Source organism: Bacillus horti (assembly GCF_030813115.1).
GTDB lineage: Bacteria > Bacillota > Bacilli > Caldalkalibacillales > JCM-10596 > Bacillus_CH > Bacillus_CH horti.
Map to the genome: position 1 here is coordinate 268,293 of NZ_JAUSTY010000001.1, position 13,626 is coordinate 281,918.

Annotated in this window: 14 protein-coding genes; 3 read left to right on the plus strand and 11 right to left on the minus strand. The window is 39.9% G+C overall.

The window, feature by feature from the left end; genetic code table 11:
* Positions 1-200: 200 nt before the first annotated feature.
* Complete coding sequence (locus tag J2S11_RS01260; RefSeq protein WP_307389826.1) at positions 201-1,346, minus strand: response regulator; 1,146 nt, start codon at positions 1,344-1,346, stop codon at positions 201-203.
* Between the two features lie 140 nt (positions 1,347-1,486).
* Positions 1,487-1,711: a helix-turn-helix domain-containing protein gene (locus tag J2S11_RS01265; RefSeq protein WP_307389829.1), complete on the minus strand. Its 225-nt coding sequence runs from the start codon at positions 1,709-1,711 to the stop codon at positions 1,487-1,489.
* A gap of 260 nt (positions 1,712-1,971) precedes the next feature.
* Here J2S11_RS01265 and J2S11_RS01270 point away from each other — a divergent pair, with 260 nt between their 5' ends.
* From J2S11_RS01270 to J2S11_RS01280, 3 genes are read left to right on the plus strand one after another with little or no spacing between them, the layout of a single operon-like run.
* Complete coding sequence (locus J2S11_RS01270; protein WP_307389831.1) at positions 1,972-3,510, plus strand: spore germination protein; 1,539 nt, start codon at positions 1,972-1,974, stop codon at positions 3,508-3,510.
* Positions 3,488-4,585: a GerAB/ArcD/ProY family transporter gene (locus J2S11_RS01275; protein WP_307389833.1), complete on the plus strand. Its 1,098-nt coding sequence runs from the start codon at positions 3,488-3,490 to the stop codon at positions 4,583-4,585. The genes J2S11_RS01270 and J2S11_RS01275 overlap by 23 nt, the downstream gene beginning before the upstream one ends.
* Positions 4,582-5,697 (plus strand): Ger(x)C family spore germination protein, encoded by a 1,116-nt coding sequence (locus J2S11_RS01280; RefSeq protein ID WP_307389836.1) that lies wholly within the window; start codon positions 4,582-4,584, stop codon positions 5,695-5,697. The genes J2S11_RS01275 and J2S11_RS01280 overlap by 4 nt, the downstream gene beginning before the upstream one ends.
* Here the strand turns inward: J2S11_RS01280 and J2S11_RS01285 are convergent.
* The 9 genes from J2S11_RS01285 to J2S11_RS01325 form a co-directional block, all read right to left on the minus strand.
* The gene (locus tag J2S11_RS01285; protein WP_307389839.1) at positions 5,690-6,151 is read right to left on the minus strand and encodes an acyl-CoA thioesterase; all 462 of its coding nucleotides are present in this window, start codon (positions 6,149-6,151) and stop codon (positions 5,690-5,692) included. The two genes, J2S11_RS01280 and J2S11_RS01285, sit on opposite strands and share 8 nt — an antisense overlap.
* Positions 6,152-6,242: 91 nt before the next feature.
* Positions 6,243-6,917, minus strand: a complete 675-nt coding sequence (locus J2S11_RS01290) for a GntR family transcriptional regulator (protein WP_307389842.1) — start codon at positions 6,915-6,917, stop codon at positions 6,243-6,245.
* 200 nt (positions 6,918-7,117) lie between these two features.
* On the minus strand, positions 7,118-8,026 hold the full coding sequence (gene prpB / locus J2S11_RS01295) for a methylisocitrate lyase (protein ID WP_307389845.1): 909 nt from the start codon (positions 8,024-8,026) through the stop codon (positions 7,118-7,120).
* A 22-nt stretch (positions 8,027-8,048) separates the two neighbouring features.
* Positions 8,049-9,242: a PrpF domain-containing protein gene (locus J2S11_RS01300; protein WP_307389848.1), complete on the minus strand. Its 1,194-nt coding sequence runs from the start codon at positions 9,240-9,242 to the stop codon at positions 8,049-8,051.
* A gap of 71 nt (positions 9,243-9,313) precedes the next feature.
* Positions 9,314-9,814 carry an AbrB family transcriptional regulator gene (locus tag J2S11_RS01305; RefSeq protein ID WP_307389850.1) on the minus strand — a complete coding sequence of 167 codons (501 nt, stop codon included), beginning with the start codon at positions 9,812-9,814 and terminating at the stop codon, positions 9,314-9,316.
* On the minus strand, positions 9,811-10,335 hold the full coding sequence (locus J2S11_RS01310) for an AbrB family transcriptional regulator (protein WP_307389852.1): 525 nt from the start codon (positions 10,333-10,335) through the stop codon (positions 9,811-9,813). Before J2S11_RS01310 ends, J2S11_RS01305 begins: the two co-directional genes overlap by 4 nt.
* Positions 10,336-10,354: 19 nt before the next feature.
* Positions 10,355-11,851, minus strand: a complete 1,497-nt coding sequence (locus J2S11_RS01315; protein WP_307389854.1) for a tripartite tricarboxylate transporter permease — start codon at positions 11,849-11,851, stop codon at positions 10,355-10,357.
* 12 nt (positions 11,852-11,863) lie between these two features.
* Positions 11,864-12,364, minus strand: a complete 501-nt coding sequence (locus J2S11_RS01320) for a tripartite tricarboxylate transporter TctB family protein (RefSeq protein ID WP_307389857.1) — start codon at positions 12,362-12,364, stop codon at positions 11,864-11,866.
* Positions 12,365-12,452: 88 nt separating this feature from the next.
* A complete protein-coding gene (locus tag J2S11_RS01325) occupies positions 12,453-13,490 on the minus strand; it encodes a tripartite tricarboxylate transporter substrate binding protein (protein ID WP_307389860.1) in 1,038 nt (345 codons plus the stop codon).
* Positions 13,491-13,626: the final 136 nt, after the last annotated feature.

Below are 13,626 nucleotides of genomic sequence, written 5' to 3' on the forward strand. Positions count from 1 at the left end.
GGCTACATAAAATTAGTCAGCACGTAGAAGGAATTTCAAGGTTATATAAGAGAAAGCTTTTTAGCTTTTCATCCACCTCCTATTCAAACATAGCTCACTGAACAAATACTGAACAACTTTCAAAGAGCAAAATTCTCCATAAAAAAAGCCCTAATCCTAGTAGGGCTAAGAATACGTGAGCTATTAAGGTCGTTACTTAATTACGACGAAGTTAAGCTCCATTCCATGTACCAATCTAAAACCTCCCTTTTAGGTTGAACACCAAGATCTTCTTGAAAACGTAAGACAAGCTTATCAAAATTCTTCTTTACCTCAGCTTGGTAGCCTAATGCAGCATTCATTTTCATTAATCCAAAGTACCCTTCCTCAAGATAAGGATGTAGCTCCTTCATTTGATTATAATAAGGAATGGCGTCCGTGTATCTCTGCTGCTGAACGTAGTATGCCACAATCTTCTTTATGTGCTCTAGCCATAGCAGTCTTAAGCGTTCTTGCTCCGCCTCCTTCCAGATATATGGACAATCCTGTAGATAATCTCCTCGGTACAATTCAGTAAGCTGTTGATGCTGTTCAATAGACGTGTCCGTTACTTCACCTAATCCACCAAGGCCTCTCTCCCATTCATCCACATCAAATATAAGGTCTTCTTTTTCTAAATAATAACCTTCGTCTTTATATTTGATAGCAACATGCAGACCATGCTCCTGAATGGTCTTTCTAACTTGATAAATGGTGGTGTGTAACAAAGAAGAAGCTCTGTCCAGCTTCATGTCCGGCCATAGAAGCTCGAGAATTTCCTCTTTACGAACATGCTTGTGGCGATAATGAATTAAATAAGCAAACAGCTCCTGCGCTTTAGCGGTGCGCCAAAAAATTTTTTGAATGCCCTGCTGAGAAAAATAGGTGGATATATATTGAAAGAAGCACAGCATTCCTTTTTCCTCTTTTGGTGGCTTTTGATCCTCATCCCTTAGCCCATGCATTTCCTGTCGTGAGACAATTCTCTCTAATGTTTTCTTGAGCCTTTGCTTTTGTACCGGCTTTAGCACATAATCAAGAGCATTTAATTCGAATGCTTCAACAGCATAATGATTGTATGCTGTAACAAATACGATATGTATATGAGGATAGAAATGAGAAAGCTGTTCAGCAACCTCCATACCAGAGATTTCTCCCATTTCAATGTCTAGAAATACAAGGTCGATCTTTTTTTGTGCAACCCACTGGAGGGCTTCTACAGGATTAAGGAATGTCTCAGCAATATCAACTATACCAAGATCATCCACCGTTTTTTTCATAATGTGTACGGCCAGGGGTTCATCGTCAATAATAATGGCTCTAAGCAAAATGAAATCCTCTCCCTTTCGCTTGTTTATATCTCCTTCTATTATATATATGAACCATGATTTGAACACCCTATGTTGCTTGCAATGTAATTAGAAATAAATTTAATACAAAAAAGCCCATTAATGGGCTTTCTGCTTCGCTAGATTATAAGATCACCTAAACGAACCAATTCGACAACAGCCTGAGATCGACCCTTTACTCCCAACTTCTGCATAACATTGGAAATGTGATTTCTCACCGTCTTTTCACTAATAAATAAAAGGTCTGCTATTTCCTTTGTTGTCTTATCTTGGACAAGTAGTTCAAAAACTTCTCTTTCTCTGTTAGTTAACAATGGCTTCGCATTTTGGTCGTTCCCCTTCATCAAAATGTGCCACCCCTCCTTGCAACGGGCTCGTGAATACAAGGCGAAGATTACAGTCAACATAGTTTATGACTGGGGGAAAAGTGTGGTGCTTGAGGGGAAACAATTTAGGCCTACGCCCACATTATATGCGCACCCGTTTAGCCTTGGAACTTGTCACAGCTTTTGGATTCAACATACATACTTTAGGTCTATATGTTAAAAACTAATCAGAAGTTGGAAATCCAATTTCACATCGTGATTAAAAAGAGGGGGCTCACATGAACTTCAAAAAGCTATTTTGGAAAAAGAAAAATGATAAACCAACGGATAACTCTTCTTTGTTAACTGAAAAACATCCCCTCTCTGCTTCAATAAATAAAAACATACAATTTATTGAGGAAGCTTTTTCTAGCACAGATGATTTAGGGAAGCGTAGCTTTCATGTTCAGGGACGAAGCTGTATCCTCTATTTTATTGATACATTAGCAAATGCGGAACGCATGCAAAATGAAATTATTGGTCCATTGCAGCAATCTAACGAAAAAAATATAGTCGACAGATTAGGTTCTCCTTTGATGAGTAAAACGGATGATTTGAGACAAGGAATCATGAAAATGATGCAAGGTTACTGCTTGATTTTGCTTGAAAATTATCCTGAAATCATTTTGGTGGAAGTAGCTGAAAAGATCCAACGTGAAGTAGCAGAATCGCAAAGTGAAGCTATTGTTCGCGGCGCCCATGATAGCTTTATTGAAAACATGTTTACGAATATTACGCTATTACGAAAGAGGATTCAAAGTCCCAAGCTGACCGTAAATTATTTTGTTGTAGGACGGGAAACTAACACAAAACTAGCTCTTGTCTATATGGATCACTTAGCTAATCCTAGCGTAGTCCAAGAGCTTACAAAAAGAGTTCAGTCTATTAGGTTAGATTCCATCGTTAATCCGGGAATTGCAGAGGAACTTATTGAGGATAATCCATGGTCTATTTTCCCACAAATGCTGAGCACGGAACGTCCTGATCGAGTGGAAGCGAATCTTATGGAGGGTCGGGTTGCAATTTTGGTAAATGGGAATCCCACCTGTTTAGTACTCCCTGTAACTTTTTTCTCTTTTTACCAATCTCCAGATGATTATTCAGCTAGGTGGTGGCTAGGAACGTTTTTCCGTTTTCTACGCCTTACAAGCTTTATTATTGCTATTGCCTTACCAGCTTTTTATATCGCTGTCATTTCCTTTCACTTTGAAATTATACCGCCTCTTTTGACCTTTCAAGTTAAAAATGATGTTGAAAATATTCCTTTTCCACCTATCGTTGAAGCGTTTATTCTTGAGTTAACGATTGAGTTAATACGTGAAGCTGGGGTAAGGCTTCCTCGGTATATTGGTCAAACCATTGGTATCGTTGGAGGGTTGGTAATCGGAGATGCGATTGTAAAGGCAGGATTGGTGTCCAATCTAATGATCATAGTGGTAGCCTTAACGGCTCTCTCCTCATATATTGTTCCTTCAATTGAAATGAGTGGTTCTGTGAGACTTATTCGTTTCCCATTGATGGTCGCTGCAGCTGCTCTTGGTTTTATAGGGATTATGTTCTCAATAATTTTTTTGCTTATTCACCTTTGTAAGCTACACTCTGTAAAAACTCCCTATTTTGCTCCATTATCTCCATTTAGATTTTTAGACATTAAGGATACCTTTATTCGAGCTCCATTCTGGATGTCCAATACTAGACCTTTAGACAGTCATCCGCAAGATCTTCAGATTACTGAGAGCTCTAGGGAGTGGAACAATGATGAACACAAGCCCAAGTAGCATAACGAGATGGCAATTTACTTTCCTTATTCTGCAAACACAAATTGGTATAGGAATTTTGTTTTTACCTTATACCGTTCAAAAGTATGCTGGTGGAAGCGCCTGGATTTCTGTATTAGTATCCGGGGGCATCGTCCAGTTGCTCCTGCTTCTGTTCTACTTTCTGTGTGTTCGTTATCCTAGGTTTACACTTGTTGAGATTATGAAAGTGGTCTTAGGCAAATATATCGGAGGGGCTCTAGGGGCTATATACTCGATTTACTTTCTGTGTATAGGTGGTAGTGTTTTACTTGTTTTCACAAACATAATAAATACTTGGTTCTATCCAAATACACCAAGCTGGGTCATAATTGGCATCATGATATTATTAGCCGCGTATTTAGTTCGTGAGGAATTAAGGATCATAGCACGGTTTCATGTGCTTACATCATCATTACTTATTATTGTCATCCTGCTTATGATTTGGTCCTACACCGGTGCTAATTTACTTTATGCCCTTCCTTTAAACCAAGCAGGAATAAAGGATATCCTTCTAGGTGCACAAGAGGTCACATTATCCGTTTTAGGCTTTGAGATGATGCTGTATGCCTTTCCGTATGTGGAAGGTTCAAATAAGAAGAAGCTGCAGGCAGTAACCTTAGCTAATATAGCTGTCACTCTCATTTATACTTTTCTTGTATTTACTAGTATTGTTGCTTTCAGTCCAAGGGAAATAGAATTGGTTCCACAACCAACCCTATATCTGCTAAAGGCACTCTCCACAAGAATTGTAGAGAGAATTGATCTTTTATTTATGGCCATTTGGGTCGTCTTTGTGGCTACTACTTTTATGAGTTATCTTTATCTTTCTTCTAAAGGAATATCACAGCTTGGCAAAAAAATTAAATTCAAATCAGTTGTTACATGGATTGGTCTACTCATTTTTTTATTAACGATATGGCCTCAAAATTTGCTTAACATTATACGGATAGATATTTTGCTTGGAAAAGCCAGTATTTATTTCATTCTTGTTATTCCTTGTCTGGTACTTTTACTAACGTTTCTTAGGAAAAGGAAGAAAGGTGGGGGCCTATGATTAGAAGAACGATCCTAGTCATTTCTATATTCTTATCAGTTAGTATAGCTAGTGGCTGCTGGGATCAGCAGCTTTTACAGGATGTCACGATGATAACCAGTATTGGCATTGATAAAGGTAAAGATGGCAAGATTACGTATACGGTGGTAGGTAGGAATATTCAAGAGAGAGCGGTGTCACCTGAAAGACTACAGGTTATTTCAACTGTAGGGACCACACCTAGCGACGCCAAAGCAAATATTGATCGTAAAATACCTGAAGTCATGTCCGCAGCAAAATCTAGAATATTAATGTTTAATGATGAGTTAGCCAGAGAACCTATCTATCCCGTGTTAGATATTTTCTATCGTGACCCAAAGCAAGCCTTAAATGCTAAATTTGCAATTGTGGACGGCTCCACATTACAATTGCTAAACCGGAAATACTCAGATAAGCCACAAGTTGTGGATTATGCTGTTGACCTTATTGCTTCAGAAGAGGAGGCTACAGGAGTAAATATCTCTAATATTCAGATGATCTGCCCTGTACTTTTTGATCCCGGGCAGGATGCTGTAGTCCCTTATTTAAGTGCATCAGAAAATGAAATTATTATTATGGGTTTAGCTTTATTTAATGATCAGGTGATGACTGGAACAATTAATCCGTCTGAAGCTACTTTATTCTTACTTTTGAATAACCAGTTAGAGAAAAAAGCCTATATCAACCAAAGAATTACAGAAGAAAGATCACCAGATATCCTAAATTTCGTATCGATTAACGTACTAAAATCAAAAGCAAAGTTAAAGGTGCACGTGAGCCCTGATAATCAGATTTCGGCTGATGTTAACGTAACCCTTAAGGTCGATGTCCTTGAATATCCTCACGATAAGCTAGATACAAAGGAGGAAATCTCAAAAATGGCTGAAATTTTAACGGACAAATTAACAGATCAGGCTAAAGTCGTTATTAATAAGCTTCAAGAAGCCAATTGCGACAGTCTAGGCATAGGAAGACGTCTTATCGCCTATCACAACGATACGTGGCAAAAAATCACTTGGAAGGACGTTTATCCTGATATTACGATTACCCCTAAAGTACAGGTTGAAATTATTAGGCATGGTATTATTAACTAATATAGTTGTACAGCGCTTCCTTTAACAGTTCTGGCCAGGCTACACTTTTACCGGTTTTCTTGTCTACATGAACGATAGCTCCTCTAGCTGCAGCAAGAAGTTCGTTTGTCTTCTGATCAAGAATAGCATACTGTAAATCTAATGAGGAGCTTCCAACATGCCCGACCTTAACCTTCACTTTTAAGCGTTGAGTATAATAGATTTGTCTTATGTAATGACAATGAATATCGGCAGTCACAATCAATGTTGGTGTATTAGGTTCTAAAAAAGTAGCAAAAACTTTGGCGTTCTCAAAAAAGTCTAATCTAGCCTGCTCAAAATAAATGATATGACTCACGTTATTGACATGACCGAAGGCATCCGTTTCTGAAAAGCGAACCTTCACTTCCGTTTCGAATTTGAATCCTGCTATCCATTCCTCTAAAGTAGGCTGGATAAAATCGATATGCTTCATGTTCCAAATCCTCCTGTTAAGTACAATAATAAATTCACAAAAGCCTTCCACCGCATGGAATGGAAGGCTTAGAAACGCATTGATTATAGATTCAAGAGTCAAGAATTACCTTGAGTGCTGCTACAGTACTTTCATAGCTTCTCTTGATGTGTGAACGCATTGCCTTCTCAGCCATATCCACATCTTGTCTTTTCATATATCCCAAGATTTCTTCATGCTCTTGTACAGGCAATAACGAAGAATAATTCGGATCTCTATAAGCACCTAGCCTTCTATATCTAGATATTCGAGCCATAATTTGGTCTAAGAGAATGGCAGCCGTTACATTATCACTTTGCTGCTGAAGCTGCTGGTGGAATTCACTACCATAATGAACAACATCGATTTGACGATTATTTTCTGCCGCATTACGCATCAAATATAAGGTATCCTCAAGTCGTTGAAAAACTAGCTCATCTTTGGTATTTAGAGTAGCTTCCCTAGCCGTTAGGCCTTCCAGGACTTCACGAACTCGGAAAATTTCCTTCGCTTCTTTAATGGATATTGGGGCTACATAGATTCTACCGTTTGATTTTTTCACAAGCAAGCCTTCCAACTCAAGGCGATATAGAGCCTGACGCAGCGGAGTTCTACTTACACCTAGCTGAGCAGTCAAAGACTCCTCCACTAAATGCTCATCAGGTTCATACTCTAATTCAATAATTCTTTTTTTTATATATTCATATACGGTATCGCTTGTCGTTTGTCTGCTTTTGTGCAACACCATTCTGTTCTTCCTTCCATAAATTAGTTCCAACCTAAGCTCTGCAGCTTCAACAGGTTCAGAATGTTAGTCAAGCACGATAAGAATTAGTAAGACATTTGTAAAAATATCCAAGACACTCTTCATTATAGCATATTTCAAGAAGCTTGAGCCTCCTTGATCTGGGTTGAATTTCAACCGAGTTAATAACCTCTTTGATAATCTTAGCTATTGGTAAGCTCATCCAAGATCGTTTTTGCTATTGTAGAATCCAAATCCTCATATTGGTCATATCCAATCGTACTATATAGTTCTTTTCTTGTTTGCATATCAGCTAATAGATCCTTTTGAGTTCCTGTAGCAAACAAAATCTGATACATTTTTTCCACCGCTTTAGCAGCTATACGCAACGAAGTGACAGGAAATATAACACATTTGTAACCAAGCTTCTCAAAATCCTCAGCTGTTAAATAAGGGGTCCGGCCAAATTCAGTCATATTGGCTAGGAGAGGAAACTCTGTTTGCTCCGCTACATATCTAAATTCATCTTCTGTTACTAACGCTTCAGGAAAGATCAAATCAGCTCCAGCATCATAGTAAGCTTTGGCCCTTTCAACAGCTGCTTCTATCCCATCTACACCTTTTGCGTCTGTTCGAGCGACGATGACTAAATTTGGATCTGCTTGACGTGCTGCCTTTATCTTTTGAACCATTTCCTTCGTGGAAACTAGCTTTTTCCCATTTAAATGGCCACATTTTTTAGGCAGCTCCTGATCTTCCATTTGGATAGCTGCTGCTCCCGCTTCTACCATTTCATAAACGGTTCTAGTCACATTTAAAACGCTACCATATCCCGTATCTACATCAACAAGCAAGGGCATTCCTGTTGCTCTAGTCATCTCTTTGGTACGATTGACAAGCTCTGGTAAGGTAATAACCCCTAAATCTGGTAAACCTAAAGTAGCTGTTAACGCTGCTCCTGATAAGTATATCGCCTTAAATCCAGCTTTCTGAGCCAGCAAAGCGGCCATTGCATCATGTGCTCCGGGGATTTGAACAATTCCATCTTGCTCTAACAGCTTGCGAAATCCAGTAATGGGATTCTCTGATTTTTCTCGAACTAACCAACTCATACAACCACTCCCTCTATTGTTTTTATTCTATGTTAGGCGATATTCCTGTTCTGTCAGGAATGAATAAATCTCCACCCATAATTCTTCTTGCTGTTCGCTCTAGACCTACTGAGCGTACCTGACCAGTCTTGCGATCATAATCAACTAGAATAGCGATCACCCCTTCTGGATGACCAATTCTGATAACCACTGGCACATTTTCTGCTATTTTTTTCTGACATAGCTGGTAAGGAATCGTTCCCGGAATCAAACAAGCCGCAGCTAGATTTAATAGACCACTCACAGCGAAGGAACGATGCATCCGTCCCATTGAAGTCATGCGCGTCAAGATATCATGGTCAGACTTGCTAATCAAACTACCATTTGAGGTTAGATAATCCTGCGGAGGAGCGACATAAGCAATTTTAGGAATCGCTTTGCTTTTCTCTTTTGCCTCTCTTTGATCTTGAGCGAATCCACATTGAACAGCTACCTCAGCACGAATATCTTCCAATGACCTTAATGCTTCCACTCTTAGACTGACTTCTTGATTCAGTTCAGTGCCGTTCAGTTCTAACACAGTAGCACGAATATACACAAAAGGGTTAATCAAATCGACCATTGAATATTCAATATCTGTCGGGGTATGGCTAGAAGTGCTCCTATTACCTATTGAAAGCTTATTCTGAGCACCTAAAGGTAGAGTCTCCCCAGTTTTTCCTCCCCCAGGGTTGATAATTTCTACCACATATTTAGCACCTTTATCATGCACTCCAGGCATTTTGTAAGAGCCTGTTACCTTAGCCCGTCCTTCTATTAATGGAACATGTATCCGAAGCTCAAAGTTCATATTTGTACTCCAGACTCGTACCACTTTCGACCTATCATTTCTTCGTACAGGAACCAGTTGCTCATCAACAGCATAAGCACCTACTGCAGCCATTAGATTACCGCAAGTTCCCTCTAGATCTACAGTCTGGTCACCTAACCCTAGCTGGATAAACGTGTAGTCAATATCGATGTCTTCCCTTTCACTTGGAGAAATAACCACCGCCTTGCTCGTATGCGAGCTGGCACCACCTAACCCGTTAATATGCGATGCGTCCTCAGAGCCAACTCCTTTTAAAAAGATCCACTTTCTAAGCTCATGGTCAGCTGGTAGATCCTTTTCGTGAAAGAATAGTCCACGGCTTGTTCCACCACGATAAATTACACAAGGAACTGTAAATTGTGACATCCTACCCCTCCTACTCTTTGTCATCAACATTAATAATCTCAAACTTGTTATTCTCGTAATTCTTTGTTTTTCTACATTAAATAAGAAACAAGCAGAGGCAATATCGTAATGATAAATGAGACCCTGAATAGATGCATAAGCATGACTGTTTGCACATCTGCTCCCGCATCCTCTGCTACCATTGCTATTTCACTCATTCCTGCAGGAATTGTGCCACAGATCGCAGTCAGCCAGTCAACCTGGAACAGCTTATTGAGCAGAATACCTACCATGCATGCAAACAAAATATGAGCAACAGAAACGAGCAAGCCAGGAAACAATAAGGAAATAAAATGATCTAGCATGTCATGATTCAAATTCAGCCCTACTAATCCTCCAATCAACATTTGAATCCATTGCTTCACCTGCCTGGAAAAAGGTTTAAATCCAGCACCTCCAACCTGAGAAAGAGCAATGAACAGAAAGCTACCAACTAAAATTCCCAAGGGGATCTGAAGCATAAAGCCAATCGTTGCCCCTAGGAAGGCAATGGGAACAATGAGAAGCTGCTTAGTTACTAATGGCTTCATCATGAGCCTTCACCTAGTTGATGATTTCCTGATTTAGCTTTGATATAAGGGATAAGAAGCCGTAGGCTAAGGACTAGAATCATGAATCTCATAACGTGTACAAACGCAACAACCTGTGTATCAGCATGCACAGAATCAGCTAAAGTCAGCATTTCCGCAATTCCACCTGGAGTTGCGGCTATGATAGAAGTCCCCAAGGATTGATTGAACAAGGAATGAAAAGACCAGCCAAAAAGAATAGAGCTAACTAGACTACTGGCTCCTACCACCAGAATCATTAAAAGTTCCTTAACCCTCAATGCCCTTATTCTTTTGCTAAACATTAGTCCAATCATCGCTCCCAGGAACATCTGAACCATAAAGCGCAAGGAGTCTCCTGGCTGAAAATACTCTAAAATTTCTGTAAGCATTTTAACTGCCCCTACGAGAAGCATAGCCCCGATTAACGCACCGGCTGGTAGCTTGAGTTTAAGCCCAATTTTTCCTCCGATAAAAGCCAGACAGATAAAAAGTAAAGTATCCATGTTCAACCCTTCTCCTGTCTCAGGAAGCTAGCCTCTTTTTTCTTTTATCAAAATAGATGGGAAGAACAATACCTAAAATAGTAATGATGATTAACGCTAAACTGATTGGTCGTTGGAAAAAGGCTAAGAACAAATCACCCTGATAAAGCTGCATCGCTCTAATCAATTCTCTGTCAGCAATTGGCCCCAGAATCAACCCTAAGACAACCGCAATAACCGGAAACTGATTCTTGCGTAGGTACCAGCCTAATAGCCCAAAGGCAAAGACCAGAAAAGCATCAAACATCAGGTTTCTAACAGCAAAGGAGCCAATTAGAGCAAACACAATCACTAAAGGAATGAGTACTCTGGTTGGAACATTGATAATTCTGCTGGCCATCATCGCCAATACCGCTCCAATCCCCAGTAGGAAAATCTCTTGAACTAACTCGGAAAAGATAACACCGTACAATACAGCACTGTGATCTATAAATAACCGGGGACCAGGTACCCAGCCCTGCATGATAATAGCCCCTAAGAGCATGGCTGTAGAAGCACTCCCAGGTATTCCTAATACAAACATCGTTGCTAAGGCTCCACCCTCTGAAGCGTTATTAGCAGACTCGGCTGCAACGATGCCCTCTTCACTCCCTTTGCCAAATTCCTCACTTTTTTTCGAGAAGCGACGAGCCTCGCTATAGCTCACGATACTTGCTATCGTTGAACCTGCAGCCGGTAGGGCTCCGATAAAAACTCCGATTGCACTTGAACGAATAATATTAAATTTCTGGCTTAAGGAAGCCCTAATCCCTGTAAGCACTTCTCGTTTGTAATTTTGCTTGATCCGTTGATTGCTGACATAATTCTTATCTGCAAGGAAAAAAAGCTCCGAAACAGCAAACAAACCTATAAGTGCCGGGATGATTGGAATGCCGTCCAAAAGGTACACGTTATCAAACGTCCCCCGAACCGCACCACTGCTGGTCATCCCTACCGTACCTAGTAAAATTCCAAATAAGCCTGCATAAAGAGCCTTGATAAAGCCAGCCTTCTGAATGGAAACGATGATGGTCAAGCCGAAAATAGCTACCATGAACAGCTCTATTGGCCCAAATTTCAGAGCAATATTGGCTAATGGCTGAATGATCACTAATAAAACCAGGATTCCCAAGAAACCTCCAATAGCAGAGGCTCCAATCGAAAGACCTAACGCCTTTCCAGCTAACCCCTTTTTCGTCATAGCGTAGCCATCTATGGTTGTGGCTACTGCAGCGGGTGAGCCAGGTGTATTTAAGAGAATGGCCGTAATCGCTCCTCCGTACAAGCCACCCGTATAGATGGATAATAAAAAGACAAGAGCAGGAAGCGGGTCCATATTAAATGTTAGGGGTAGCATGATCGCAATACCCAAAGACCCAGTAAGACCGGGTATAGCACCTAAAACCACCCCAAATGTTAAGCCAATAATAATGAGAAAAAAGTTTTGCCATGTCATAAATAACTGAATACCCTCTAACAAATCATGCCAAGCAATCATAAATAACCCCTCCTAAAACCCTATACCTTGTGGTAGAGGAATACCAAGCCAGATGACAAAAAAGATATACAAAAGGACGGTGGTGATCAGAGAAACAGATAATAATACCTTCCAGCTCCGAGTTCCTAAGATATACATTAAGGCAAATAAGAAAACAGGTGTCAGAATCACAAAACCTATACTAGTAATAAGAGCCAAATAGAGCGCAATCGAGCCCATGAACAGGACGATCTTTTTGCTTAGCTTGCCCTCTACCTCGTCAGCTTCTGGTTCTTCTTTCGTATTCGTAGCTTTATTTTGCTGTGCACGCTCTTTTGCCTTCCAGGTCCTCCATTCCTGCCATAAAATAATAGGATAAAAAACAAGCATGATCCAAAAAATCGGGCTAATAAGCACTTTATCCCTAACATTTGGCAAGGACTGTACATCAATAAAATAAATTCCTGCTAGAACAATAATCAGTGTAGCTACAATAAAACGGTTTAAAAGAACAACTGCAGATGATTTAAGCATATCTAACTCCTCTCCTGACTATAGCGCGAGCTCTGCTTCAGGCTAAGTCTTGGTGGACCTTGTAGTATTCCATCTTTGTGATACTGGTTTAATTACCGCTCATCTCATCCTTATATTTCATCAGAAGCTCATGCAGTTCTTTATTTAGTGTGTCACTTTTTTCTGGACCTCTAAACTCACTCACCTCGACCGCATTGCTTTCTTCTATAAATTGCTGATACTCATCGCTGTAGTATACGCTTTCATAAGCGTCAACAAGATGGTTAAACAGCTCAGGATGCTTTTCCTTGAAGGTACGATGAACACCGATAAATCGAACTGAACCAACCTGTGGAATTTCAACGCTATACTCCTTTAGCTCGTCATTAATCGTTGGTGAATCAGGCCAAAGATCCATCTTTTCCTCAGCTGAAACAGCTAATACTCTAACCTGATCTGCAATAGCAGAGTCACCTAAAGCATTACCGATCATAAAATCTACATGCTTACCCAGCAGAGCGTTTCTCATCTCTCCACCCCCATCATAGAAGATAGGATTTAACTTAATATCTAGGGCATCCTCCAATAAAACACCTGTCAAATGTAAGGGGCCGCCACTAACTGTCGAATAGCTCAGCTTTCCTGGATTGTTCTTTGCCATTTCAATAAGCTGCTCGAACGTTTGAATGGGTGAATCCTTGTGTACGGTGATAACAACAGGATCAAACTGCTCAATATTAACCATTGCGAAATCGTCAATATCATAATCCGCAGTTTGCAAAATAATGCTGGCACTTAAATAAAGCTGTGTGCCGCCGAAAAAAAAGGAACCGTCATCGGCTGAATTCATGAACATAGTCGTTCCTACTTGAGTTGCTGCACCAGGACGATTGTCAATCGTAATTTTCGTGTCCAGCTCGTTCTCTAAATGCTGAGAAAGTGTTCTCATCATACGGTCTAAGCTTCCACCTGCATCAAAAGGTAGTATCATCGTTACACGATCACTAGGCCATTTTGTAATCGCTTTCTTTTCACCGTTTGAATCATCGCCTTGACTGCCATCAGAACTTGAACCACTGGCACAACCTAAGGCTGTTAAGGAAACCAATAGAATAATAAGAAATACCGATACCTTTTTACTCCACATTAAATCTCACTCCTTCTGTTATGAAACAAATTATATTTTGTGTATTTGTATTATAGTATATTTGTATACAATTTTCAATAATAAAATAATTAAACAAATACAAAAGACCTCACAAGCTAATTTGAGCTTGAAAGGC

Coding starts and splice junctions, on each gene's coding strand:
- J2S11_RS01265 (WP_307389829.1), bottom strand. CDS start 1,711: ATGAAGGGGAACGACCAAAATGCGAAGCCATTGTTAACTAACAGAGAA.
- J2S11_RS01270 (WP_307389831.1), top strand. CDS start 1,972: ATGAACTTCAAAAAGCTATTTTGGAAAAAGAAAAATGATAAACCAACG.
- J2S11_RS01275 (WP_307389833.1), top strand. CDS start 3,488: ATGATGAACACAAGCCCAAGTAGCATAACGAGATGGCAATTTACTTTC.
- J2S11_RS01280 (WP_307389836.1), top strand. CDS start 4,582: ATGATTAGAAGAACGATCCTAGTCATTTCTATATTCTTATCAGTTAGT.
- J2S11_RS01285 (WP_307389839.1), bottom strand. CDS start 6,151: ATGAAGCATATCGATTTTATCCAGCCTACTTTAGAGGAATGGATAGCA.
- J2S11_RS01290 (WP_307389842.1), bottom strand. CDS start 6,917: ATGGTGTTGCACAAAAGCAGACAAACGACAAGCGATACCGTATATGAA.
- prpB (WP_307389845.1), bottom strand. CDS start 8,026: ATGAGTTGGTTAGTTCGAGAAAAATCAGAGAATCCCATTACTGGATTT.
- J2S11_RS01300 (WP_307389848.1), bottom strand. CDS start 9,242: ATGTCACAATTTACAGTTCCTTGTGTAATTTATCGTGGTGGAACAAGC.
- J2S11_RS01305 (WP_307389850.1), bottom strand. CDS start 9,814: ATGATGAAGCCATTAGTAACTAAGCAGCTTCTCATTGTTCCCATTGCC.
- J2S11_RS01310 (WP_307389852.1), bottom strand. CDS start 10,335: ATGGATACTTTACTTTTTATCTGTCTGGCTTTTATCGGAGGAAAAATT.
- J2S11_RS01315 (WP_307389854.1), bottom strand. CDS start 11,851: ATGATTGCTTGGCATGATTTGTTAGAGGGTATTCAGTTATTTATGACA.
- J2S11_RS01320 (WP_307389857.1), bottom strand. CDS start 12,364: ATGCTTAAATCATCTGCAGTTGTTCTTTTAAACCGTTTTATTGTAGCT.
- J2S11_RS01325 (WP_307389860.1), bottom strand. CDS start 13,490: ATGTGGAGTAAAAAGGTATCGGTATTTCTTATTATTCTATTGGTTTCC.